25 protein-coding genes and 3 riboswitches are annotated in these 24,545 nt (G+C 42.6%); of the genes, 8 read left to right on the top strand and 17 right to left on the bottom strand.

Features of this window, described 5'->3' with window-relative positions; translation table 11 throughout:
• Positions 1-2: 2 nt before the first annotated feature.
• From P3L57_RS07455 to P3L57_RS07430, 6 genes are all read right to left on the bottom strand, one after another.
• Positions 3-1,202 (bottom strand): DUF3880 domain-containing protein, encoded by a 1,200-nt coding sequence (locus P3L57_RS07455; RefSeq protein ID WP_069486471.1) that lies wholly within the window; start codon positions 1,200-1,202, stop codon positions 3-5.
• A 485-nt stretch (positions 1,203-1,687) separates the two neighbouring features.
• A complete protein-coding gene (queF, locus tag P3L57_RS07450) occupies positions 1,688-2,185 on the bottom strand; it encodes a preQ(1) synthase (RefSeq protein ID WP_003218613.1) in 498 nt (165 codons plus the stop codon).
• A gap of 17 nt (positions 2,186-2,202) precedes the next feature.
• On the bottom strand, positions 2,203-2,934 hold the full coding sequence (gene queE, locus P3L57_RS07445) for a 7-carboxy-7-deazaguanine synthase QueE (protein WP_069486470.1): 732 nt from the start codon (positions 2,932-2,934) through the stop codon (positions 2,203-2,205).
• Positions 2,927-3,367: a 6-carboxytetrahydropterin synthase QueD gene (gene queD, locus P3L57_RS07440; protein ID WP_044156123.1), complete on the bottom strand. Its 441-nt coding sequence runs from the start codon at positions 3,365-3,367 to the stop codon at positions 2,927-2,929. Before queD ends, queE begins: the two co-directional genes overlap by 8 nt.
• A 1-nt stretch (position 3,368) precedes the next feature.
• The gene (queC, locus tag P3L57_RS07435) at positions 3,369-4,028 is read right to left on the bottom strand and encodes a 7-cyano-7-deazaguanine synthase QueC (RefSeq protein ID WP_069486469.1); all 660 of its coding nucleotides are present in this window, start codon (positions 4,026-4,028) and stop codon (positions 3,369-3,371) included.
• Positions 4,029-4,156: 128 nt separating this feature from the next.
• Positions 4,157-4,201: riboswitch (PreQ1 riboswitch) on the bottom strand.
• A 213-nt stretch (positions 4,202-4,414) separates the two neighbouring features.
• A complete protein-coding gene (locus P3L57_RS07430) occupies positions 4,415-5,455 on the bottom strand; it encodes a YkvI family membrane protein (RefSeq protein ID WP_044156125.1) in 1,041 nt (346 codons plus the stop codon).
• A gap of 365 nt (positions 5,456-5,820) precedes the next feature.
• On the opposite strand from P3L57_RS07430, the gene clpE reads away from it, so the two are divergent.
• The 3 genes from clpE (at position 5,821) to motB (ending at position 9,854) form a co-directional block, all read left to right on the top strand.
• Positions 5,821-7,920: an ATP-dependent protease ATP-binding subunit ClpE gene (clpE, locus tag P3L57_RS07425; protein ID WP_059292886.1), complete on the top strand. Its 2,100-nt coding sequence runs from the start codon at positions 5,821-5,823 to the stop codon at positions 7,918-7,920.
• Positions 7,921-8,281: 361 nt separating this feature from the next.
• Positions 8,282-9,097 (top strand): flagellar motor stator protein MotA, encoded by an 816-nt coding sequence (motA, locus tag P3L57_RS07420; RefSeq protein ID WP_024121174.1) that lies wholly within the window; start codon positions 8,282-8,284, stop codon positions 9,095-9,097.
• Positions 9,069-9,854, top strand: coding sequence for a flagellar motor protein MotB (gene motB / locus P3L57_RS07415; protein WP_044156128.1), 786 nt, complete (start codon positions 9,069-9,071; stop codon positions 9,852-9,854). The genes motA and motB overlap by 29 nt, the downstream gene beginning before the upstream one ends.
• Before the next feature lie 39 nt (positions 9,855-9,893).
• Here motB and mhqR read toward each other — a convergent pair whose 3' ends face one another.
• Positions 9,894-10,331, bottom strand: coding sequence for a MarR family transcriptional regulator MhqR (mhqR, locus tag P3L57_RS07410; RefSeq protein WP_024121172.1), 438 nt, complete (start codon positions 10,329-10,331; stop codon positions 9,894-9,896).
• A 192-nt stretch (positions 10,332-10,523) separates the two neighbouring features.
• Between mhqR and P3L57_RS07405 the strand changes: the two genes are divergently transcribed.
• Entirely contained in the window at positions 10,524-12,044 is a 1,521-nt protein-coding gene (locus tag P3L57_RS07405) for a sporulation kinase KinD (protein WP_083244457.1), read from the top strand.
• Positions 12,045-12,071: 27 nt separating this feature from the next.
• Here the strand turns inward: P3L57_RS07405 and P3L57_RS07400 are convergent, their stop codons facing one another.
• Both P3L57_RS07400 and spo0E read right to left on the bottom strand, forming a co-directional pair.
• Positions 12,072-12,503, bottom strand: coding sequence for a hypothetical protein (locus tag P3L57_RS07400; RefSeq protein ID WP_024121170.1), 432 nt, complete (start codon positions 12,501-12,503; stop codon positions 12,072-12,074).
• An 86-nt stretch (positions 12,504-12,589) separates the two neighbouring features.
• On the bottom strand, positions 12,590-12,847 hold the full coding sequence (spo0E, locus tag P3L57_RS07395; RefSeq protein WP_024121169.1) for an aspartyl-phosphate phosphatase Spo0E: 258 nt from the start codon (positions 12,845-12,847) through the stop codon (positions 12,590-12,592).
• Positions 12,848-13,049: 202 nt separating this feature from the next.
• Between spo0E and P3L57_RS07390 the strand changes: the two genes are divergently transcribed.
• Positions 13,050-13,370, top strand: a complete 321-nt coding sequence (locus P3L57_RS07390) for a YkvA family protein (protein ID WP_044156130.1) — start codon at positions 13,050-13,052, stop codon at positions 13,368-13,370.
• A 40-nt stretch (positions 13,371-13,410) separates the two neighbouring features.
• On the opposite strand, the gene P3L57_RS07385 is transcribed toward P3L57_RS07390, so the two are convergent.
• The 5 genes from P3L57_RS07385 to P3L57_RS07365 form a co-directional block, all read right to left on the bottom strand.
• Positions 13,411-13,947, bottom strand: coding sequence for a 1,2-dihydroxy-3-keto-5-methylthiopentene dioxygenase (locus P3L57_RS07385; protein WP_069486466.1), 537 nt, complete (start codon positions 13,945-13,947; stop codon positions 13,411-13,413).
• Positions 13,948-13,962: 15 nt separating this feature from the next.
• On the bottom strand, positions 13,963-14,592 hold the full coding sequence (locus tag P3L57_RS07380; RefSeq protein WP_069486465.1) for a methylthioribulose 1-phosphate dehydratase: 630 nt from the start codon (positions 14,590-14,592) through the stop codon (positions 13,963-13,965).
• Positions 14,550-15,257, bottom strand: coding sequence for a 2-hydroxy-3-keto-5-methylthiopentenyl-1-phosphate phosphatase (mtnX, locus tag P3L57_RS07375; protein ID WP_069486464.1), 708 nt, complete (start codon positions 15,255-15,257; stop codon positions 14,550-14,552). Before mtnX ends, P3L57_RS07380 begins: the two co-directional genes overlap by 43 nt.
• On the bottom strand, positions 15,254-16,471 hold the full coding sequence (gene mtnW / locus P3L57_RS07370; RefSeq protein ID WP_069486463.1) for a 2,3-diketo-5-methylthiopentyl-1-phosphate enolase: 1,218 nt from the start codon (positions 16,469-16,471) through the stop codon (positions 15,254-15,256). Before mtnW ends, mtnX begins: the two co-directional genes overlap by 4 nt.
• Before the next feature lie 83 nt (positions 16,472-16,554).
• A riboswitch (SAM riboswitch) is annotated at positions 16,555-16,655 on the bottom strand.
• Positions 16,656-16,693: 38 nt separating this feature from the next.
• On the bottom strand, positions 16,694-17,890 hold the full coding sequence (locus P3L57_RS07365) for a pyridoxal phosphate-dependent aminotransferase (RefSeq protein ID WP_069486462.1): 1,197 nt from the start codon (positions 17,888-17,890) through the stop codon (positions 16,694-16,696).
• A 93-nt stretch (positions 17,891-17,983) separates the two neighbouring features.
• Between P3L57_RS07365 and P3L57_RS07360 the strand changes: the two genes are divergently transcribed.
• From P3L57_RS07360 to mtnA, 3 genes are all read left to right on the top strand, one after another.
• The gene (locus P3L57_RS07360; RefSeq protein ID WP_069486461.1) at positions 17,984-18,763 is read left to right on the top strand and encodes a carbon-nitrogen family hydrolase; all 780 of its coding nucleotides are present in this window, start codon (positions 17,984-17,986) and stop codon (positions 18,761-18,763) included.
• Positions 18,764-18,846: 83 nt separating this feature from the next.
• Positions 18,847-19,001, top strand: a riboswitch (SAM riboswitch).
• A 104-nt stretch (positions 19,002-19,105) separates the two neighbouring features.
• Entirely contained in the window at positions 19,106-20,299 is a 1,194-nt protein-coding gene (gene mtnK, locus P3L57_RS07355) for an S-methyl-5-thioribose kinase (RefSeq protein ID WP_059292894.1), read from the top strand.
• Positions 20,300-20,306: 7 nt separating this feature from the next.
• On the top strand, positions 20,307-21,368 hold the full coding sequence (gene mtnA / locus P3L57_RS07350; RefSeq protein ID WP_059292895.1) for an S-methyl-5-thioribose-1-phosphate isomerase: 1,062 nt from the start codon (positions 20,307-20,309) through the stop codon (positions 21,366-21,368).
• Between the two features lie 35 nt (positions 21,369-21,403).
• Here the strand turns inward: mtnA and P3L57_RS07345 are convergent, their stop codons facing one another.
• The 3 genes from P3L57_RS07345 to P3L57_RS07335 form a co-directional block, all read right to left on the bottom strand.
• Positions 21,404-21,529, bottom strand: a complete 126-nt coding sequence (locus tag P3L57_RS07345) for a hypothetical protein (protein WP_024121158.1) — start codon at positions 21,527-21,529, stop codon at positions 21,404-21,406.
• A gap of 89 nt (positions 21,530-21,618) precedes the next feature.
• Positions 21,619-22,116 (bottom strand): methylated-DNA--[protein]-cysteine S-methyltransferase, encoded by a 498-nt coding sequence (locus P3L57_RS07340; RefSeq protein ID WP_059292896.1) that lies wholly within the window; start codon positions 22,114-22,116, stop codon positions 21,619-21,621.
• Positions 22,113-24,329: a PAS domain-containing sensor histidine kinase gene (locus P3L57_RS07335; RefSeq protein ID WP_069486460.1), complete on the bottom strand. Its 2,217-nt coding sequence runs from the start codon at positions 24,327-24,329 to the stop codon at positions 22,113-22,115. The genes P3L57_RS07340 and P3L57_RS07335 overlap by 4 nt, the downstream gene beginning before the upstream one ends.
• Positions 24,330-24,545 lie beyond the last annotated feature (216 nt).

Here is a 24,545-nt window from a genome sequence, read left to right as displayed (position 1 = left end):
CTTTAGAAAAATTTATTTTTAACATCTATAGACCGTTTCTTTCTAATCTTAATGATTTGTCCCGCATATATCTGATCTGATTTGAAATGATTTAGCTCCATGATTTGTTTAAGGGTAATATTATAATTTATGGCGATTTTCGTTAATGTTTCACCGGGAGCAACATGATGGATCACGTAATTTTCTTTGAGAACATCAACATAATGAATGGTTTCCTCTAGGTTTCTTAAGATTCCTCTGCTTTTTAGCACCTCAAGCATTCTCTCTGCTCTATGCCGATAGGAATCATTCTTTACAGCCTTTTTACCGTTTATCCGAATCTTCTTTCTCTCGCTATCATGATTCAAATAGTATTTAACCTTTTCAAATGTTTCTTTTGGGGAAGATGAAACGATGAGATCGCGGCCAGGTTTGAATTTACCTCGAACTGCTGGTGTATCCGATGTCAATAAAACCCCTCCGGAACCAAGAATCTCATAGGTGCGCTGCGTAAGCTGGCTTTCACAGTTTTGCAAACCAAGAATAATTTTTGCTGAACTGTAAACTTTATATGCTTCAGTATAATCAAGGTATCCATGAATCCAATTTCGGGGAATTTCTCTTCCTATATGTTTGCTCATTTTCTCCCAATTTTTCCCCCAAAAATCAATGCGAATACCATTTCGTATGAGAGGACGAATAAGCGTTTTTAAAGAGGACGAGCGGAACACTTCCGGATGTTCCTCAAGAAAATTAGGGTAAGCATTAGCCACCACCGCTATATCACAGCTATATTTGTCCAATGGTTTAATCTGATGATGTATACTTTCGTGATATGCAAAGTCTAAATGAGCCGCTTTTACCCCCATTCTTTCATAAGTTTTACACAGAGAAGGTGTAACGGTGAAAACAAAATCCGGTTTCATCTTTTTAATTAACGGGATAGTAAAGTTTTGAGTGTGCAACGGGTCTTCAGTTGCCCAATAAACGAGGGGGATCTTCACCTTTTTAGTAGCATTGCGGATCCAGGCTTGCTTTTCCCTAGAATGCTCTGGTGTCCAACCCATAGATACGATTAGATCTGGTTTGAATTCTTCTATCATTTCAGTAACATTTTCCCGACTTACAGGGCCCGAAATCATTACGGTATGGCCTGCTTCACTAAACCCATTCGGTAAACCATAGAGCCACATAGGATGACTCTCTAGAAAAAGAATTTTCACACATGTTCGTCCTCTCTTTCACTTTTTAATGTCTACTTATTGGTATGTATTTGTAATATAACTTGTGACGGTACTAGTCTATACAAAACGTTCAGATATGAGATGACGTAATAGCTTCCTGAAAAATTACATTCTAAGAACGAAAAATAATCGTTTCTCTCGCCGACACGAAAAAATATAACAGAAGCTGAAAAATACTTTCGGTATTACCGGATACGCCATCCATATATAATGAGAAATAAAAATTGTAATCATCATTTAATAGCTTGTGCGGATGCCCCACAGAAAAGAAAGCGATCTACAAAATACTTTCCTTTGATTTCGCTAGACTTTCTGCCAAAAAACTTACGTTAATATATTGATTTTTGCATAAAAGAAAAAGACGTACACATTTGTACGTCTTAAATTACCTCTCCAATATCAACTTTTCACTGCATAAAAGTCACACTAGGTCACACTTTTATTGGACTTAGTGCGGGTTCTCATTAACGATTATCAATCGTCTCCGGATACAAGTCATGATTCATCATGCGGTACTCGGCCATTTTCTCATATTTCGTGCCAGGTTTTCCGTAGTTTGTGTACGGATCAATGGAAATTCCGCCTCTTGGCGTGAATTTGCCCCATACTTCAATGTAGCGCGGGTCCATTAATTCAATCAAATCATTCATGATGATGTTCATGCAGTCTTCGTGGAAGTCTCCATGATTTCTGAAGCTGAACAAGTACAGTTTGAGTGATTTGCTCTCCACCATTTTTTCATCAGGAATATAGCTGATGTAAATTGTTGCAAAGTCAGGCTGTCCTGTTTTCGGACATAAAGATGTAAATTCAGGGCAGTTGAATTTTACAAAGTAATCACGGTTTACATGTTTATTCGGGAAGGATTCGAGCACGTCCGGTGCATATTCGAATAAATAGTTTGTTCCTTGGTTGCCAAGCAGTGTTACACCTTCTAATTCTGATTCTTTTCTTGTCGTCATGTTTATCTTCCTTTCTATTAAACTCCTCGTTTGTTGCCCCATAACAGGGTATGCAGCTGCGGAAGCACTCTGACGAGATTCAGGTCCGCATCGGCAGCTACCTGATCAACTAGCGCTTCATATTTTCCAAGCAAATGTGCAATGAGTGATTTGTCGTCTGCCGTATGCACATCATCATTACCGACTTGCAGATAAAACGGTATCCCCGGGTAGCGTTTGTGTACAGTTTTGGCAAACTCGAGATCTTCATCATTAAAAATGACAACCTTCAAGCTGACAGCATGCTGTCTGTTATTCTCTTTCAGTGATGTCAAAATGTGATCCAGCTTATTAAAGTTCGTCACCATTTTCGAGCTTGGCGGTTTTGGTGAAATCGTCAGATCATCGATCAGTGTAAACCAATCCTGATAGACTGTCCCCTGTGTCTCGAGAGCTGCACGGATATTGTTTTCCTTCAGCAGTTCTATCAAATCATCCAGCTGTTTTAACAGCGCCGGGTTTCCGCCGGAGATTGTAACGTGGGAAAACGCGTCTCCCCCAATCTCCTTAAGCTCTGAAAAAATCTCATCGGCTGTCATCCAGCGAATATCTTTTTTAGCAGATCCGTCCCAAGTGAAGGCGGAGTCACACCAGCTGCAGGAGTAATCACAGCCGGCCGTGCGGACAAACATTGTCTTCTGTCCGATCACCATGCCTTCTCCTTGAATCGTCGGGCCGAAAATTTCTAATACAGGAATTCCTTTAGCCATTCAAACCACCCTTTTTCGGACGGTATACACAATAACTGGTCGGTGTTTCACGGACAAACACCTGCACACAGCTTGGTTTATTCTCCAGTTTGTTTAAATAAGCCTGCACTTTGTCATAGATCGTTTTCGCCACGACTTCAGTTGTCGGCAGCGAATACGGGTCATCCTTAGAAAATTCTTCATGATCATTTAAAAGCGTATGGTCATAGGAGCCGTGAACCAGCTTTTTGAGCACACTGAAATTCACGAGAAAGCCGGAATTGTCAAGCTCATCACCGGCAACGGTAATATTTACGGTATACGTATGCCCGTGAACCCTGCTGCACGCTCCCGCACTTTCACGCGGAATAAAATGAGCAGCAGAAATTTGCATGTCCTTATTCAATTCAAATGAATAAGGATGCTGGACCTGTGGATATATTTGAGATAACAATTTATGCCCGCTCTCCTTTCATCGCCATATATTCTTCATAGCCTCTGGAGCGAAGATGACATGCCGGACATTCGCCGCAGCCGTCTGCGATGATGCCGTTATAGCATGTAAGCGTATGGTTTTTCACAAAATCAAGCGCGCCAAGCTCATCTGCAAGCTTCCACGTTTCCGCCTTATTCAGCCACATGAGCGGAGTATGAATCACAAATGGCTTCTCCATGGCCAGGTTAACCGTCACATTGCAAGATTTAACGAATTCATCACGGCAGTCAGGATAGCCGCTGAAATCCGTTTCGCAAACGCCCGTGATAATATGGCGGGCGCCAATTTGGTACGCCAGGATAGACGCAAAAGATAAGAACACTAAGTTACGGCCTGGAACAAATGTTGATGGCAGCTCGCCGTCTTTTGCTTCAATTTCTATATCATTTCTCGTCAGGGCATTAGGCGCAAGCTGGTTCAAAAGTGACATATCAAGCAAATGATTTTTCACGCCAAGCTTATCCGCAATCCCCTTCGCCACTTCAACTTCCTGCGAATGACGCTGATTATAATGAAATGTTACTGTTTCCACCTCTTCAAATTCCTTTAACGCCCACAGTAAACATGTGGTACTGTCTTGACCGCCGCTGAATACGACAATTGCTTTTTCCTTTTTCATGATTCCTCTCCTTCTCCGCTATAAAAATCTCGGCGAGAGACATCGCTACAACTGTTAAATATAAAAAAACACCTTTTCGGAAAGGTGCTCTAGAAAAACATAAAAAAGGCCGTATCCAAGGATACAGCACGTCCTTAGTTTTTTATAGAGGGTGTAGCTAGAACCTCTCCCGCATATCGAACGGATTTTCTTCAATTTTTCACTTCTGCTATCTTACCATAATGTTGTTTTTCTTGACAATAAAAAAGATAGCCGAAAAGCCTGTCTCATTTTTTCCGCCTTAATCCTTTTACACAGCGAAAATACCTAATTAAGATCCGTTTCGGGCCGGCGCAGGGTTTAACATAAACGTTTGCTTCATTATTATATATGTATCAATATTGTGATTACAAACTGCGCCGAGGGAGCTTTTTACAGACCAAAGCGCCTATGAAAGCCAAGCTCACATAGCCAAACAGTGGGTAAATGGTTGAAATGAGCTTGCCGTAGCCGATTTGACTCGTGATATAAGCCGTAATCATGATTGCCGCAAAAATATATTTGCTTTTTATAGGAAGAAAGCTCTTCACTTGTTTTTCCAGCCCATAAAGGTTTCCGATCACCGATGTGAACACTTCGCCGAATATAATCAACAAATAAATCAAATGTACAGATCGCGCGAAGAGGTAAACCACTTGAGCCATCGGAATATCGTACAAAAATACATCCGGGAGCATCGACAAAGACAAAAAACTTGCAGAAAGCACAATTGTCAGCATTGTACCGCCGATGAAAGCGCCTTTTTTTATCACCTGTTCTGAAGACATTTCATTCGCCAGCGGCACCAAAACAGCCTGGGCAAGCGATAAATTCAAGGCTCCGTACGACACTGCTGATAATAGCCAGTCCCATCGATGCGGCCACACCCACTGAGCTGTATTCCGCGTCTCACTGAAAATAAATGAATCGGCCACCACAATCATAGAAAAGATAATCAAAAGCGGTACAACAAACACATTTACACCAAAAATGCCTTTTACTCCTCTTGTCATGACAATCAAACTTAATCCAATTGTGATCAGCATTCCAACCTGAGCGGACATCCCAAGCTGTTCCTCAAAAAGCGCCCCTGCCCCCGACAGCATGACAGATGTGACACCGAGGAGAACGAACAGCATAAAGACATTGATAATCCGTCCGGCAGCCGCCCCGAACAAGTATATATTCATTTCTTGATAGGACTTGGCATTGATTCGCTTTGAAATGATCATCAGCTTTGCGCCTAAAAACGTGAACATCCCGCCGCTTATAATAATACCAAGCAATCCGAACCAGCCGAACTTCAGAAAAAACTCAACAATTTCCCTGCCAGTTGCAAATCCCGCTCCGACGACTGTGCCTATATACACAAAAGCGAGCTGATGTGCAGACCCTTTTGATTGTTCCATTTCTCCCCTCCGAACCAACCGCAGTATTGTCCTTTTAGCCTTTTTATAGCCTATGAGACAAGTTCCTTGAAAAGACGAACAAAACATGTTTTACTGTGTTAACAATTCAAAAATATTTTTGAGCAAAAGCCTTGAAAGTCAAAAAAGGTCAGAGTATACTATTAATCAAAGAAGGTCAAACCAGCCGTCTTTTTATATTATTTCATTGGTCAAAGTTGGTCAAAAACAAGACCGCTTTGAGCAAATGGTTTTGAAAGCCAGTGAATCTGGCGTATACTAATAGTCAAAGAAGGTCAAATAAATCGGCCTTTTTTTCTGAACCGATTGGTCAAAGATGATCAAATTTTATAAGGAGGTTTTGGCAAATGCGTTGTCAACACTGTCATCAAAACGAGGCGACGATTCGCCTTAACATGCAAATAAATTCCGTTCATAAACAAATGGTTTTATGTGAAACTTGCTATCACGAACTGACCCGTAAACCTTCAATGAGCATGGGTCCTCAATCTTTCGGTTTTCCGTTTGAACAAGCATTCCAGCCGAAAGAACAAAGCGCAGCTAAGCAAAGCGAGAAAAAAGGATTGCTTGATGAACTGGCGCAAAATATTACAAACGGCGCAAAAGCCGGTCTGATTGATCCCGTCATCGGCCGTGATGAAGAAGTTGCGCGTGTGATCGAGATTCTTAACCGCCGCAACAAAAACAATCCGGTTCTGATTGGAGAGCCTGGTGTAGGGAAAACAGCCATTGCAGAAGGGCTCGCTTTAAAAATCGCTGAAGGCGATGTTCCAAATAAATTGAAAAACAAAGAGCTTTACTTGCTTGATGTCGCATCCCTTGTTGCAAACACTGGCATCAGAGGTCAATTTGAAGAAAGAATGAAACAGCTGATCACTGAGCTGAAAGAGCGCAAAAATGTCATTCTTTTCATTGATGAAATTCACCTTCTCGTTGGCGCAGGCTCTGCAGAAGGCTCAATGGATGCAGGTAACATTCTCAAACCCGCTCTTGCCAGAGGCGAGCTGCAGGTTATCGGAGCGACAACACTGAAAGAATACCGCCAAATTGAAAAAGATGCTGCGCTGGAAAGACGTTTTCAGCCTGTCATGGTGCAGGAGCCTACAATTGATCAAGCGATCAGCATTCTGCAAGGAATTAAAGACAAATACGAAGCATACCATGGCGTGACATTCAGCGATGAAGCCCTGAAAGCCTGTGTCACTTTATCATCACGCTACATTCAGGACAGACATCTGCCGGACAAAGCGATTGATTTATTAGACGAAGCTGGATCTAAAGCCAACCTGTTAATTGATGATTTGAATGATGAAGATGCAGCTGAACGGCTGACTGCAATTGAAGCAGAAAAAACAAAAGCGCTGGAAGAAGAGAATTACGAATTGGCAGCAAAACTCCGTGATGAAGAAATCGCACTGGAGAAAAAACTGAACAGCTCTTCTTCACATTCCGCCGTCACAGTGGAAGCTGAGCACATTCAGGATATCGTCGAACAAAAAACAGGCATTCCTGTGGGAAAACTGCAGGCAGATGAGCAAACAAAAATGAAAGAGCTTGAAGTAAAGCTTCACGAACGCGTCATCGGACAAGAAGCGGCTGTTCAAAAAGTGGCAAAAGCGGTCAGACGCAGCCGCGCCGGCTTAAAATCAAAAAACAGACCAGTCGGCTCCTTCCTCTTTGTCGGACCAACCGGCGTAGGGAAAACAGAGCTTTCTAAAACACTGGCGGATGAATTATTCGGCACGAAAGATGCCATTATCCGCCTCGATATGAGTGAATACATGGAGAAACATGCCGTATCTAAAATCATTGGTTCACCGCCTGGATACGTCGGCCATGAGGAAGCTGGACAATTAACGGAAAAAGTGCGCCGCAATCCATACAGCATCGTGCTGCTTGATGAGATTGAAAAAGCACACCCAGATGTCCAGCATATGTTCCTGCAAATTATGGAGGACGGCCGCTTAACGGACAGCCAAGGCAGAACCGTAAGCTTTAAAGACACCGTCATCATAATGACAAGCAATGCAGGCACTGGTGAAAAACAAACGAAAGTCGGTTTCCAATCAGAAGACAGTGTGATTGAAGAACAAACATTAATTGATTCACTCAGCATGTTCTTTAAACCTGAGTTTCTCAACCGATTTGACAGCATCATCGAATTCCGTTCCCTTAAAAAAGAGCATCTGGTCAAAATCGTCAGCCTTCTTCTTGGAGAATTGGAAGAAACATTGGCAGAACGCGGCATCAGCTTGAGTGTTTCAGATGAAGCGAAAGAAAAAATCGCTGAGCTGGGTTACCATCCTTCATTCGGTGCGCGCCCGCTCAGAAGAACAATCCAGGAATGGGTTGAGGACGAAATGACTGATCTGCTGCTTGACAGTAACGAGATTGCAAGTTTTCACGTCACAGTAGAAAATGATAACATCAAAGTTCAGGCAAAATAAAAATCAGCGGCTTCCTTTTCAGGGAAGCCGCTTTTTATGTGAAATCCTTCTCTCGTCCGAGAACATGTCATTCCATCCCCTGAAGCGCTCATCTCCTTCTTTCTTTACACTTTTCTTAAAGAAGGATGGAGCATGATGAATATTTATTTCTAGTGTTATACGAAAGCACTTTAGAGAATCAGATACGCACGTCAAAACCCGCGGCCTTTCCCCTGCTGAAAAGCCTGCGTTTGTTTATTTCTCCCTTCTATGTATCTTCCTTGAATATTTCATGAACAATTTCACAATGTCCCTAAAGTTCCAGACACTGATACCGATATTAACCATAGACAAGCTAGTAAAAAAGGATTTGGTGAAAATTATGGATAAAACTTCGATTATCGGTATTATTCTTGCTTTTGTTGCATTGAGTGTGGGAATGGTTCTGAAAGGCGTCAGTTTCGCCGCTCTTGCAAATCCCGCTGCCATTTTAATTATCATCGCCGGAACGATATCAGCGGTAGTCATTGCGTTCCCAACGAAAGAAATCAAAAAAGTGCCTGTGCTGTTCCGTGTGCTATTTAAAGAAAACAAACAGCTGACAATAGAAGAACTCATTCCTATGTTCTCTGAATGGGCTCAGCTTGCACGCCGTGAAGGTCTTCTGGCTTTGGAAGCAAGCATTGAAAATGTAGATGACGCGTTTCTGAAAAACGGTCTCAGCATGGCTGTTGACGGGCAAAGCGCAGAATTTATCAGAGATATCATGACTGAAGAAGTTGAAGCGATGGAGGAAAGACACCAGGCCGGAGCCGCTATTTTTACACAGGCGGGAACTTACGCGCCGACACTTGGGGTGCTCGGTGCTGTTATCGGACTGATCGCCGCACTTTCTCATATGGACAATACAGATGAGCTTGGTCACGCCATCAGTGCAGCCTTTGTAGCCACCCTTCTCGGTATCTTTACGGGATATGTATTATGGCATCCTTTTGCAAACAAATTAAAACGCAAGTCAAAACAGGAAGTCAAGCTCCGTGAAATTATGATTGAAGGCGTCCTGTCCGTTTTAGAAGGACAGGCACCGAAAGTGATCGAGCAGAAACTTTTAATGTACCTTCCTGCGAAGGACCGTTTGAAATTTGCAGAACGAGAAGGAGAGGCGCAAAATGGCGAGAAAAAAGAAGAAGAAGCATGAGGACGAGCACGTTGATGAATCATGGCTGGTTCCTTACGCCGATATCCTTACCCTTCTCCTAGCATTGTTTATTGTGCTGTACGCGAGCAGCTCAATTGACGCAGCTAAATTTCAAATGCTTTCAAAATCATTTAATGAAGTCTTTACAGGCGGGACCGGCGTATTGGATTATTCCAGCGTCACCCCTCCTAAAGATGAGTCAGACGGAATCGACGAAGTGGAAAAGGAAAAAGAAAAGAAAAAGGAAAACAAGAAAGAAAAGGAAAAAGCAGCTGATCAAGAAGAACTTAAAAACGTGCAGAGCCAGGTTGAAAAGTTCATTAAAAATAAAAAGCTGGAGCATCAGCTGGAAACAAAGATGACTAAGGAAGGCCTGCTGATCACGATTAAAGACAGCATCTTCTTTGATTCAGGAAAAGCGACCATCCGCCAGGAAGACATTCCCCTTGCAAAAGAGATTTCAAACCTTCTCGTGATTAATCCGCCGAGAAACATCATTATCAGCGGACATACAGACAATATGCCGATTAGAAATTCAGAATTTCAGTCAAACTGGCATTTAAGTGTGATGAGAGCCGTAAACTTCATGGGGCTTCTGATTGAGAACCCTAAGCTTGATGCCAAAGTGTTCAGTGCCAAAGGCTATGGTGAGTATAAACCGGTGGCCTCCAACAAAACTGCGGAAGGCCGAAGCAAAAACAGGCGGGTTGAAGTTCTCATCTTGCCAAGAGGCGCAGCGGAAACAAATGAAAAATAGTAAAAAAGGAAGCCTGATCTATCACAAGGCTTCCTTTTTTTACTTATTATGAAACTGTTTTGCGTTTAATCCTACTCTTTTTAACATTTCAGTGCACATTTCAACTTCTTCTTCGCTTAATACGCTGATCATTTCATCAATTTCAGCTGCATGATCAGGGAAAATATCATCCAAAAGACTGATGCCTTTTTCGGTAATTTGTGCAAATGTTACTCGTCTGTCTGTAGGCGACGCTTTCCGAATAAGGAGCTCTTTTTGCTCAAGCTTATCTACGACGTAGGTGATGCTCCCGCTGGCCAAGAGTATTTTATCCCCTATCTGCTGCAGCGGCTGATCACCTTTATGATATAACAGCTCCAGCACAGCAAATTCAGTAGGATTCAGTCCATGCTTATGAATATGCTTATTCATATGGTCATTAATAGACCGATACGCGCGTGACAGCACGATAAATAACTTCAGTGATTTTTCTGTCATGTCTCAATCATCCTTTTAGAAACCGTTACAGAGAAACATTAATAAACAAATACCGAAATGTCAATAAAAATCTTTCCAATATTTCTCTTCTTTTTTATTATTCATGTGAACAACATATTTTTCTTAATTATTTTGGTTATTTTTTCTTATTAAACAAGAAGAAACAATGATATAATACCTCTAATCAGGTGTATGTTGGAGCGATGCAAATTGAAAATACTAAAAGGCGCCTGCGGGAGAATTAAGCTTTATATTGCACTAGTAGTGATTCCGGCACTCGTCATAAGCTTTTTCGTCTATGAAAAGGAAAAAGAAACAATAGCTGCAGAACATAAGCAAGAAGCCAGTGTTATGCTGAACCTTCACCGCAACAAAATAAATTATTTAATCGGAGAAACAAAAGCGAGAATGACGTCCTTGTCTATCGCTATCGACAGACCGATAGATATGAATAAAATGAAAACTGTTTTGGAAAAAACATTTGATTCCGAACCAAGGTTTTCCGGGCTTTATTTTCTCAATGCCAAAGGAGATGTCACTGCCAGCGCAACAGAATTAAAAACTAAAGTCAATCTGGCCGACAGATCCTTTTTTACAAAAGCGAAAAAAACAAAAAAGACTGTCATTACAGACAGCTATTCAAGCAGGATCACAGGCCAGCCGATTTTTACAATTTGTGTTCCCGTGCTGGATGAAAAGAAAAATGTCACAGATTATCTTGTGGCAGCTATACAAATTGACTATCTGCAAAACCTGATTAACTTGCTGAGCCCTGATGTCTATATTGAGGTTGTGAACGAAAATAACAAAATGATTTTCTCAAGCGGACAGGCTTCTCACGCAAGAGATCAAAAACCTGTCAGCGGTTATCTTGATGATATCAGCTGGAATATGAAAGTATATCCGAATCCTGTCACAGTAGAGGAGCTGAGTAAAAGCCTTGTGCTTCCTCTTTCCTGTATTATAGTCTTGCTGAATATTCTTTTTATTCTTGTACTTTATTATTTGCTGAAGCGGCGGACCCAGCTGGAGCGCACGGAAAATGAGCAGCAAAAATTAGAGCTGATCGGAACGCTTGCTGCCAGCACGGCTCACGAAATCCGCAATCCGCTTACCGGCATCAGCGGTTTTATTCAGCTGCTGCAAAAGAAATATAAAGGTGAAGAAGACCAGCTGTATTTTTCAATTATCGAACAGGAGATTAAACGTATCAACCAAATTGTGAGTGAGTTTTTAGTTCTCGGAAAACCGACAGCTGAGAAATGGGAGCTTAACTCGCTTCAGGATATTATCGGAGAAATTATGCCGATCATCTATTCTGAAGGAAATTTATATAATGTGGAGGTAGAGTTAAAATTTTTAACTGATAAACCTCTAAAAGTAAAATGTACAAAAGATCATATTAAACAAGTCATTTTGAATGTTGCGAAAAATGGCCTTGAGTCTATGCCGGAAGGCGGCAAACTCACAATTTCCTTAGGAGCAGTTGATAAAAAGGCCATTATAAAAGTGATGGATAACGGTGAAGGGATATCACAGGAAATGCTGGATCATATCTTTCTTCCATTTGTCACTTCTAAAGAAAAAGGAACCGGCCTCGGGCTTGTCGTATGTAAACGGATCGTGCTGATGTACGGAGGTTCCATTCATATAGAAAGTGAAGTACGAAGAGGAACCGAGGTTACCATTACCCTCCCCGTCTCCTCTTCCTAGCCCCCTGACAGTCTCAGGAGGGCTTATTTATTTACGTGAACGGGTATTTTCATTCTCCTTGCTTACTGCTCCTCCTGAAAAGAAGAATCGGATCAAACGCAAAAGCATTTTCAAAAGCAAAAAGATGAAAAAGAACACCAAAAAGCCTTTTAACCCTTCCGTTGCATCTAAAAATTCCATATTTCCCCGTCCGGTCACTTTTTGCTGAATCTCAATTGCAAATACGATAACAATGATGATCGTTACGGTATAGATAAAGGACAAAGCCGTCAAGCTCCATTTAGAAAGCCATGTAAATACAGCGTGAGTGACAGCGAAAAAGAAGATGCCAAATATTCCAATTACCCAAAAATGCATTTCTTTGTCGGTTAATTGAATGCCAAGCATCCCGCATATCGAAATAAAAGCATCATGAAATTGGTTTATCATTTCAGTAATGACTACCGCCAGTTCTTTCATCAGTTCCCTCTTTCGTATGAAATTTTCCCAGAAAAAAAGAGCGCTTCTGAAAAGCTCTCTCTTTATATATGCATCAGATAGCGCCGCTATTTATGTGCATCATATGCAGGCATGACGTCTCTTCGGGGCCACAAGCCTAATTTCTTCACAAGGCCTTGAATTCCTTTGGAATGTTCGTTTTCTTGCATGAGCTGGTGGTATTCGTTCATTAAAGAATCCAGCTCCTGACTGTGCCTGATTGTGTCATGCCCTGTAAATCCCTGCTTACTAGCGGCGTCTATCATTAACTTTCTTTTTTCATCAATAGACACCAGCAATCTTTCTTGTTCAGAAGAACAGCCCATTCAATTCACCCCTCGCCGCTAAGAAATAGGAAACAAGTTTGATTGGGTTATTGTGCATTATTACAGATTATACTTTATTTGTAAACATATTTTTATTAAATAACTTAATTTTTCATTTATAATAGATATATTGATAGGATTAGAAGAACAATACCCAGACGAAGACCATCTTAAACACACCGGCAGGCAGGAGGAATGCTAAATGAAGAAAAAAAAAGCGATAATGCTCGGTGCGGCAGGCGGAAAAGCTATTCTGAAAAGGAAAACCCGCAAAAAATTAATCAATCATATCACGATCTTTTGTCACATGCTTCGCGATTGGCGAAATGGTGACTATCCCCGTTCACAGATTAAAACACTGTTGCTTCTGACAGCTGCTGTCTTTTATATCATCATGCCGATTGATATGATTCCGGACTTCGTGCTCGGTTTAGGAATTCTTGACGATGCTGCCGTTCTCGGTTTGATTTGGACGCTGGTCAAAAAAGAAATGTCCCAATACGAAGAATGGCGTTTACGATAGGCAAAAAAAGCCCCGCCTTTATGGACGGGGCTTTTTCTTCTTATTGGTTCACGCTGTCTTTTTCATAAATCGGAACCCAGCCCTCAGATGTAACAAAGATCCGCACCGCCACAACTTTTCGATCCTCTTGAAGTGTGAAATAATGGCGGATATTTTCAGGTACCGAGATTAAATCTCCAGGGTTTAAACGGACATCAAAAAATGTGCCGTCCTTGCCTTGAATGACGAAAATTCCGTGTCCGCTTACAATAAAACGGACTTCATCGTCTGTATGGTGATGTTCTCTTTTAAAGTTTTCTAGCAGTTCATCCAGTTTCGGATTAGCGTCAGACAGAGAAATAACATCTTGGGCTTTGTAGCCGCGGCGGGCTGAGATATCTTTAATTTCAGCGTCGAAGGTGTCAAGAATTTGCTGTTTTTCTTCTTCAGACAGGTCATATTTGTCTGAAAGCTGTTCAGGGAGCTTGGCGATATCCCATTGCTCATAGATCACCTCTTGGCTGTCCAGAAAGCTTGCCACTTCCTCTTGATTATCAATCGTTGTATTTGCCTCATCATGAATTCGAATTGTTGCCATTTGCGTTTCCCCCTTTTATTTAACCAGCTGATGCCGGAGTGTTTTCAGCTTCAAATGATAGCTGAATAAAAATTCATATGCTTCAAGCACTCTTTTCGCTTCAAGTGCTGTTCTTCCCCAAGCAGTAATGCCATGGTTCCTGATCAGGACAGCTCCTGAATCTCCAGTAACTTGATCCGCGAAAAGCGTTGCGAGAGTCGGAATATGAGCCGGATTTTCTATAATTGGAATGGACACTTCTGCATTCTCTTCCCACAGGCCGAGCGCTTTTATAATTTCTTGGCCTTTAAAAGTAATTTGGTTTTGATCGCCATACAGCTCTGAGATGACGTTATTGTTGACCGTATGAACATGAAGACAGCATCCGGCATTTGTTTTATTGTACAGATGCGTATGCAAAAGCGTTTCCGCTGACGGTTTCAGATGATGCCCCTTTTCGGCAGGCTCTCCGTTCTGATCCACCAACAGGAAGTCTTCATCCGTTTCTTTTCGTTTATCTTTTCCGCTCGCCGTTACGAGAAATTGCAATGGCTCATCAGAAACCTTGATGGACAGGTTGCCGCTGGTCGCCGGAAACCAATCTCTTTCTGCCAATTCCCGTTTTACTTCGGCAAGCTCGAGACAGCGCTCTTGTTTTGCAGCCATTTCTTTACCTCCGTTACATCTTCAATCGCTTTCTTTATTTCGTGAAAATCATGGTATGGGATATGATTCAGATGATGCTCCTTGCATTCATTTAATAAATAATCCCTTGCAAAGCAAAGATCAGACAGCTTTGCCGCCTCTACATCGGTAACGGAGTCACCGATCATGATGATATATTGATCAGGCTCAGAAAGCTCGTTCATAACAGTCGGCTTGCAGCACCCGCATTGATTTGTGCATGTGCCTTTGCAAGAATGAGGCCAATCAATATGAATGAATTCGTTCTCAAATGACGCACGGTTGCAATAAATATGATCTTTCTCAACAATTCCTTCAAGCAGCGGATAGACAAAAAAGTCCATCCCCCCGCTTACGACATAAAACGGGAGTTCATGCTTGTTAACAAATGCGACAAATTCCCGAAAGCCGTCCCGGATTTTTGCGTCTTCTAATACGAATCTCGTAATCTCCTCTTTTAAGCAGCTCGGCAGAAGGCCGAACATTCGTCCGACGCCTTCTTGGATTGACATCGTTTTGGAGAGCACGCCGTCTTTTAACGCCGTCCACTCCGGCGGAGCGAATGTTTTCATAATGTTTATAATGTTGTCGTTCATCGTGATGGTTCCATCAAAATCACATATAATTAACGGTTTTTGAGTCGTCATACGGCTTCAGCCTTTCCCCATTTATCAAGCGCAAGCTTCAAATCTTCGCATTGACCGGCTTTTTCTTCAATCGGCTGCGCCTCCAAAACCGCATCAATAATAGCTCTGAACGCTTTGCCCCCGCCTTGGGCGCCGTTTGGATGTCCGTGTATGCCTCCTCCGGCGTTAATAATATGATCAATGCCAAAATCACGCATGAGAAGCGGAACCATACCAGGGTGAATACCGGCAGACGGAACGGCAAATGTCTGGTTAAAGGCATCTTCTCTCACGCATTCTTCATGAATCGCCAGCGCGTCTTCTTTCGGAAGCGCAACTGAGCCATATGGAGAAGGAAACAGACTGAAGTCAGCGCCGCAATATCGGTTTAATTTTCCGAGCAAAAGGGCATGGGAAAACCCGTACAACGGTGAGGATGTAAATGCCCCGCTGACTGCCGGATGCGCCATAATGGGGATTGATACGTCCGGATCTTCCGCAAGGCTTTGCATGACGTCCAAACCGTAAGCGAAGACATTCAATAAAAGCGCATCCGCTCCCAATTCAGCGGCGCGTCTTGCTTTATCTATAAGCTCAGCTGTTCTTCCAGTCAAATTCACTGCATACAGCGTTTTATGGCCGGTCTGCTCGTATGTTTCTTTCAAAATTTGTTTTCCCTCTGTAATTCTTGTTTCAAAAGGTGCTAAACCCGTCTCAAAGAAAATTTCATCGTCTTTGATTACGTCAACCCCGCCGAGCGCCTGCTGCCTGAGCTGTTCTTTAATATCACTCAGGTCCCTTCCGATGACCCCTTTAAAAATGCTCATTAACAGCGGTCTTTCAAACTCTCCAAGCATCTTCCGGATGCCGTATACGCCAAAATTCGGACCCGGAAGTGTTCGCTTAAACGCTTCAGAAAATTCGAGATCTATTAACTTGATTTTTCCGTCCAGCGACAGCTTGCCAAACACAGTTGTCAGCAATGCCGGAATATCCTGTGAGAAATTTACCTCGGGATAGGCAATTGTGATAACCGCTTGTTTCCCTGATACAAGATGTCCCTCTCTCTCCTCGACCTTTACAACCCGTCCCTTATGCTTTTGCATCTGCTCCTGCTTCACCAGAGGCAGATCAGTCCAAGAGCCCACCGTCAATCCTGTTGCGATTTGTTCTGCTTTTTTCTCCGTGTCGGCTCCCGGCTCGGTCAGGAGATATGTTGCTAATAATTCACTCATGCCAGAGCTCCTTTCATTTTTTAACCATATAAAAAACCTCTTCAAACAGCTATGCGTCTAAAGAGGTTTCGTTTCTCGTCCGAATCTTATCTCTCAGCCGCCAGCTGCAAGAATTAGCACCGTGCTTTACAAGTCGGTTGCCGGGCTTCATCGGGCTCGTCCCTCTGCCTGCTCTTGATAAGAAAATATAGATTTGATAAATTATTTTGAATTATCCCACCGTTAAAGAATCTTGTCAATGCTTTTTTGGGTAAACAGGTTTAGTTTGCCAATTCGATGAGCTGCTTCTTTAAGCCTGGCTTCACTCGTTAAGAGCCCCACTCTGACATACCCCTCGCCATATTCACCAAAGCCGTTTCCTGCTGCAACCGCCACATTCGCTTTTTCAAGCAAGAGATCTGAGAATTGCTCAGAGCTATAGCCTTCAGGCACCGGCAGCCACGCAAAAAATGAACCCGCAGGCGCTGTTACATCCCAGCCGATTTCCCGGCATGCCGCTATCCAAGCGTTGCGCCTGCTTTCATATCGGGCATTTTGCTCCGCTACGCATGTCTGCTCAGATAAAAGTGCCGCCTCGGCAGCCTGCTGGGTTGCTTTGAAAAGACTGACAAACATATGGTCTTGATAAAGATTGATCGCTTCTATGACCGAGGCGTTACCAACTGCAAAACCGACCCGCCAGCCCGCCATATTATATGTTTTGGACAGCGTGTAAATTTCTATTCCGATATCCTTAGCGCCTTCAGTCTGCAAAAAGCTTAAAGGCTTGTGTCCGTCAAAGCCGACTGCACCGTAAGCAAAATCATGGACCACACAGATTTCGTTTTCTTTCGCAAAACTCACCGTTTCTCCAAAAAATTCTGCGGTAGAGACGGCTCCAGTCGGATTATTCGGATAATTCAAGTACATCAATTTCGCTTGTTCTCTTACGTCAGGCGAAATGCTTGCGTATTCAGGAAGAAACGCATTTTCCTTAGTGAGCGGCATCATTTCCATTTTCGCTTTCGCAAGCGTGACACCGGACCAATAATCTGGATAGCCGGGGTCAGGAACCAAAATCGTATCCCCCGGATTTAGCAGGCATTGCGGAAGTTCGACAAGACCGGCTTTCCCGCCGAATAATACGGCTACTTCAGTTTCCGGATCAAGCTGAACGCCGTATTCTCTGTTATAAAATGCCGCCGCTGCTGATTTCAGACTGTGCGAACCTCGAAATGAGGAGTATTTATGATTTTCAGGCTGAGCAACGGCTCGCTTCATTTCCTTCACAATATGCTCGGGCGTCGGCTGATCCGGATTTCCCTGCCCCAAATTGATGACATCATGTCCTTCCTTCAGCTTTCGGTTCACTTTCTGCACAAGAGAAGCAAAGAATTGTTTAGGCAGTTCCTGCAGCACTTGAGAATGTTCAAATTTCATCTGTTTTCACCTTCTAAAAAAATCTTGAAATGATAGTCCAGTATCATATATGGTTAAATGAAAAAAGTAAAGAAAAATATGGGGTGTTAAAAAATGAAATGGACCATATCTTGTCTTCAATTTGATATTTCATACGGAAAACCTTCTGAAAATATAAAAAAGGCTGAATCTTTAATCGAAAAAGAGAGTAAAAATGCTGACGTTCTTGTTCTCCCTGAATTATGGACGACTGGTTACGACCTTGCCAATCTTGATCAGCTTGCTGATGAAGACGGGCTCACTGCTCAAAGCTGGCTGCAAAAAACCGCGAAAAAACACGGGGTTCATATTGTCGCAGGATCTGTTGCTGTCAGAAAGGGTTCTGATGTTTATAATACAATGTTCATCGCAGATAAGGAAGGACGAATCATTAAAGAGTACAGCAAAGCCCATCTTTTTCAGCTGATGGATGAGCATGTGTATTTATCAGCCGGTTCCGAGGACGGATACTTCGAGCTTGAAGGCGTCAAAAGCTCAGGACTGATCTGTTATGATATCCGTTTTCCGGAATGGATCAGAAAACATACGACACAAGGCGCTAACGTGCTGTTCATTTCTGCGGAATGGCCTCTGCCCCGTCTTGATCATTGGAAAAGCCTGCTTATTGCGAGGGCCATTGAGAACCAATGCTTTGTCGCCGCCTGCAATTGCACAGGATCTAATCCCGATAATGAATTCGCCGGACACAGCATGATTATTGACCCTTGGGGACGCATATTGGCCGAGGGCGGCCGTGAAGAAGGCAGTGTCAGAGCGGAAATTGACCTTCAAGAAAGCGTTGAGGTGCGGGGAAAAATTCCTGTTTTCGATGATATCAGAAAAGATTTATATTAAAAAATATATTGACAATTCAATCACACACCTGTTACTATGTTCATCAACTGATAAATTAGAATTGTTTAACAAGTGAATATATTCTCTTATCGAGAGTTGGGCGAGGGATTGGCCTTTTGACCCCAACAGCAACCGACCGTAATTCCATTGTGAAATGGGGCGCATCTTCTTGGCGCCGAGACTGAAGTCTCGTAAGGCACGGTGCTAATTCCATCAGATTTGATCTGAGAGATAAGAGAGGCGGGACATGATTGTTAAGCCTCCTTCTCTCTGAGAAGGAGGCTTTTTTACGGCCATTCGCGGCACACATAACAAGATAGTACATAACTGGAGGTAATGACGATGGCAGTCACAAAAACACCTTTATATGAAACGTTAAATGAAAGCTCCGCTGTCGCACTGGCGGTGAAACTCGGCTTATTTCAAAGCAAAAGCACACTGACATGCCAGGAGATCGGCGACGGAAATTTAAACTACGTCTTTCATATTTATGACCAAGAAAACGACAGGGCTTTGATCATTAAACAGGCGGTTCCTTATGCAAAAGTTGTCGGGGAAAGCTGGCCGCTGACAATCGATCGGGCAAGAATCGAAAGCAGCGCACTGATCCGCCAGGGTGAACACGTCCCTCACCTCGTACCGAGAGTTTACTATTCAGATACTGAATTGGCGGTTACGGTCATGGAGGATCTTTCACATCTGAAGATCGCTAGAAAAGGACTTCTTGAAGGTGAAAATTATCCAAATCTGTCACGAGACATTGGCGAATTTTTAGGAAAAACGCTTTTTTACTCTTCTGATTACGCACTTGAACCTAAGGTGAAAAAACAGCTTGTTAAACAATTTACAAATCCTGAGCTCTGCGATATTACCGAAAGACTCGTATTTACAGATCCTTTCTTTGATCATGATACAAATGAATTTGAGGAAGAGCTTCGTCCATATGTTGAAAAGCTTTGGAAAAATGACAAGATCAAAGTTGAAGCGGCTAAGCTCAAAAAGTCATTTTTAACATCTGCCGAAACGCTGATTCATGGCGATCTGCATACAGGAAGCATTTTTGCCAGCGAGCTTGAGACAAAGGTGATCGATCCTGAATTCGCTTTTTACGGGCCAATCGGTTTTGATGTTGGCCAATTTATCGCCAACTTATTGTTAAATGCACTCAGCCGTGACGGTGCTGATCGAGAGCCATTATATGAACATGTAAAACAAGTTTGGGGCACGTTTCAAACAACATTCAGTGAAGCCTGGGAGAAAAACAGTCTCGATGTGTATGCCAAAATCGACGGTTATCTCGCTGATACGCTCAGCCATATTTTTGAGGAGACAATTGGGTTTGCCGGCTGCGAACTGATACGCCGCACCATCGGCCTTGCCCATGTGGCAGATCTGGATACAATTTTACCGTTTGATAAACGAATCGAAAGAAAACGGCTGGCGCTGGAAACCGGTGCTGCCTTCATCGAAAAACGTTCACAATTAAAAACCATAACGGATGTTATTGAATGTTTTAAGTTACTTGTAAAGGAATGATTCACCCATGACCAATTCATTTGCTGTTCCGCGTTCTGTTGAATGGAAAGAAACAGCCATTAAGATTTTAAATCAGCAAAAGCTTCCTGATGTTACGGAATATTTGGAGCTGACAACGAAAGAAGAAGTATTTGACGCGATTGTCTCACTTAAAGTTAGAGGAGCCCCGGCGATCGGGATTTCGGCAGCATTTGGGCTCGCGCTGGCGGCAAAAAACATCGAAACTGGTGATGTGGCGGAATTCCGCTGCGAATTGGAGAACATCAAAAATTATTTGAACAGTTCAAGGCCGACAGCAATCAATTTATCATGGGCGCTCGAAAGACTGAGCCATTCAATTCAAAACGCCATTTCTGTAAATGAAGCAAAAACCAATCTTGTCCATGAAGCGATTCAGATTCAAGTGGAGGATGAAGAAACGTGCCGTATGATCGGCCAAAACGCGCTTCAGCTTTTCAAAAAAGGCGACAAGATTATGACAATCTGCAATGCCGGTTCTATCGCGACAAGCCGCTATGGAACCGCGCTTGCCCCGTTTTATTTGGCGAAACAAAAGGATTTGGGGCTTCATATTTATGCTTGTGAAACCAGACCGGTTCTTCAAGGTTCACGGCTTACGGCTTGGGAACTGATGCAGGGCGGTATTGACGTCACTCTGATTACGGACAGCATGGCAGCCCATACAATGAAAGAAAAACAAATTTCTGCCGTCATCGTCGGCGCGGACCGAATTGCAAAGAACGGAGATACCGCGAATAAAATTGGCACTTACGGACTTGCTATTTTAGCAAACGCCTTCGATATTCCGTTTTTTGTAGCAGCACCTTTATCTACTTTTGACACAAAAGTAAAAAGCGGGGCTGATATCCCAATAGAGGAACGGGACCCCGAAGAAGTCAGGAACATTTCCGGCGTCCGAACCGCTCCGGCTGAAGTGCCTGTCTTTAATCCTGCTTTTGATATTACACCACACCATCTGATTTCTGGGATCATCACTGAAAAAGGGATTATGACCGGTTCCTATGAAGAAGAAATTGAACAGCTGTTTACAGGCGAAAAGGTTCATTAAAAAACCGCTGAAGACTTTGCTCATATTGGGCCGAGTCAGCGGTTTTTTTGTTTGCTCATATTCATATCGATTATTTCATCTTTTTGAGCGCTGGATAAGATATGCAGTTTTACAAGCAGCTCGGCAAAAACGGCAATTTTCTCAGAGCGGCTCGGCTTCAATTGCTTTGTCCTCCTCTTTCATCAGACCAACTTTTTTAACTTAGTAAAATCATATGTCGGCGGCGAAAAAAGGGAACGTGCCATATGTTTTATTTTTCTTTATAGGAGATTTGCTCGATGCTAAGCAAATAAGCTTTGATGTCAGTTTTGCTTCCGGCATACCCTGTTAACGTGCTGTTTTTGCCGATCACTCTGTGGCACGGGACAAATATCGGCAGGTCATTTCGTTTATTTGCCTGTCCGACAGCGCGCACCGCTTTCGGACTTCCGACCGCTACGGCAATGTCAGCATAGCTTCGTGATTCGCCATACGGAATCATGGCAAGCGCCTCCCATACTTTTTGCTGAAAAGGCGTGCCCTTTTGGCTCAATGGCAGTGAGAATATCTTTCTTTCTCCCGCAAAATATTCGTGAAGCTGCTTTTTCGCTTCTGCCAAAAAAGCCGTCTCCAACTGCTCCGTATTCCCAACGGATTCTTTCCACTGCATCAAATCTTCCTTACTGAGGAAGAGACGGGTGATGCTGCCTTCTTCCTCGGCAATCGCGAACTCCCCGAGCGGCGTTTCCGCTGTCGTATAGTAATTCATTCCTCTAACCTTCTTTCTTCAAAATTCTGCCTGACGGGAAGTGTAAGATGAAAAACAGTCCCCTTTCCTTCTTCACTTTCCACCATTATTTTGCCTTGATGTTCTTCAATAATTTTATAGCTTACCATAAGCCCGAGTCCAGTTCCCCGTTCCTTTGTTGTATAAAACGGTTCTCCGAGACGCTTTAATTTGTCCTCTGTGATTCCGACTCCTTCGTCTTTCAAAGATATAAGAATATGATCTTGATCAGCTTTTTTGATCGTCACATAAATATTGCCGCCATCAGGCATGACTTCGATGGCGTTCTTTAATATATTGATAAAAACCTGTTTCAGCTGATTCGGTTCACAATATATCGGCGGAATGTCGCCGACTAAATCCAGATGCATTTGTACGTTGCTGAGATTGGCTTGCGCGTTAAGAAGGTCTAATGTGTCTTTCATAATTTGTGTCACATGTTTTTCCTCATACATGATAGCCTGGGGCTTGGCTAAAATTAAAAACTCTGTGATGATGGATTCGATGCGCTTTAATTCTGAGGTGATGACGTTGAAGTAAAGAGAATAGTCTCCCTCCACACTCCCTTTCAGGAGCTGAATGAAGCCTTTAAGAGCTGTCATTGGATTTCTGATTTCGTGAGCGATGCCGGCAGCGAGTTCTCCAACGACATGGAGAGTATCAGATTTGCGAAGACGCTCTTCCAGCTCTTTTCGCTCTGTGACATCTTTAAAGATAGCCAGGTTCATATTTTGAATAATATTTCGTTTAAATGAAAATTCTAGTTTTCGATTATCATTGCTGCTCAGCAAAAATGGAATCTCATTGTCCATTTCATCGAAATTAATCTGCCTTGCCGGCGATGCCAGATTTTCTATTTCATAGGAAGAAATAATATCAAGCAGGCTGTGTTTTTTCAGTTCTTCATGCGGCAGGCCCAAAATATTGCTCGCTAACGGGTTGGCGTCGATGATTCGGTACTGATTGTCGAATAATACGTTGCCGTCCATTGAGCCGTTGAACACTTTTCTGAATTTGAGCTCGCTTTCCCGAAGCTCCTTTTCCATCCGCTTTCGGTCACTGACATTTCTTAAAATTGTTAAGTGCTGGTTTTCAAGTATAGTCCGCTTTGAAGTAAATTCAAGCTCTTTGAACTGCCCGTTACCCATTTTAAACAGCATCTCTTCTCTAATCTCACCGTATTTTGCATATTTTCTCTTCGTCAAGCTGTATTTCTGCTGAGAGTCTACGAGAAAATCACACAGCTTTCTTTTTAACAGCAAATTCATCGGCAGCTCAAAAATTTTACAGGCTGACTGATTGGCCTTAACGATTCTTCCGTCATTCGACCAGATGATAATGGCGTCCATGGCGTTTTCAAAAATTTCTCTGAAGCGCTCCTCACTTTTAAATAGCTGGAGCTCCATGGACCTCTTCTCTGTGATATCCCGCATAATCGACATATAAAAACCGCTGATGATGTTAGACGTAATCGTAAATTCAAACAGCTTCTGATCTCCTGAACGAAGCCTGACAGGCAGCTCGCCTTTTGCTTTTCCCTTTCGATAGAGCGTGTGCCAAATGTTATCGAAATCTTTTCGCGATCCGCTGTCTATGAATTGATACAGCGACAAATGTGACAGCTCATTCTGGTCGATTTCAAAGCTTTTGCAAAAGGACAGATTGGCATCAATAAAGCCGCCGTCTTTATCAAATAAAACGATTCCGTCTACAGCTCTGTCAAACAAGTCCTTAAAAAGCTGTTCATTCATGGAAAATTCACGTTCCAAAATTTTCTTTGAAGAAATGTCTCTCATAACGACAAAAAAGAAATCCTCGCCAATCCCTCTTTTGGCAAGAAACTCAATATATTTTGTCGCTCCGCTGTCCAGCCTGATCGGAACCTCCTTCCACAGAAAACCTTTCTTAAAAAACTTCTTTACGGAAAGGTCCAGCTCATCCTTTGGAATAGAAAACAAAAAATCAAAAACGGAACGCTTTTTCAAACCTTCCGCATCTACTTGAAGCATCCTCGCTGTTGCTTCATTTGCCTGCACGATTTTCATTTCATTATCGCATATAAAAATAGCATCGAGCGTATTGTTCACAATCACTTGATGCTGATGTAATTCCTTTTTCAGCCGATCATTTTCTTGTTTGAGGCGCTTCAGTTCCTCTTTCAGATCTGAATTTGTCTCGACATTGAGAGTTTCCATGCGTAAACACTCCTTCTTCAAAACCTATCCCTCAATATTTCTACATATTGCATGAACTTCCTTCATTCGCCCTATACATTTCAGAAAATTTCATCGTGATTACATAAAGAAGACATTTTCAACGATCCTTACCGTCACTTTACATCGCCCTAACAATCAGACGTTTTTTCAAATCCTTTTTGATCTTTTATTTTAAAATAAATACCAACAGGGAAT

The organism is Bacillus sp. B28 (assembly GCF_029536185.1).
Classification (GTDB): Bacteria; Bacillota; Bacilli; order Bacillales; family Bacillaceae; genus Bacillus; species Bacillus halotolerans.
The sequence above is the reverse complement of the archived record's forward strand: the minus strand, read 5'-3'. Positions and strand labels throughout refer to the sequence as shown.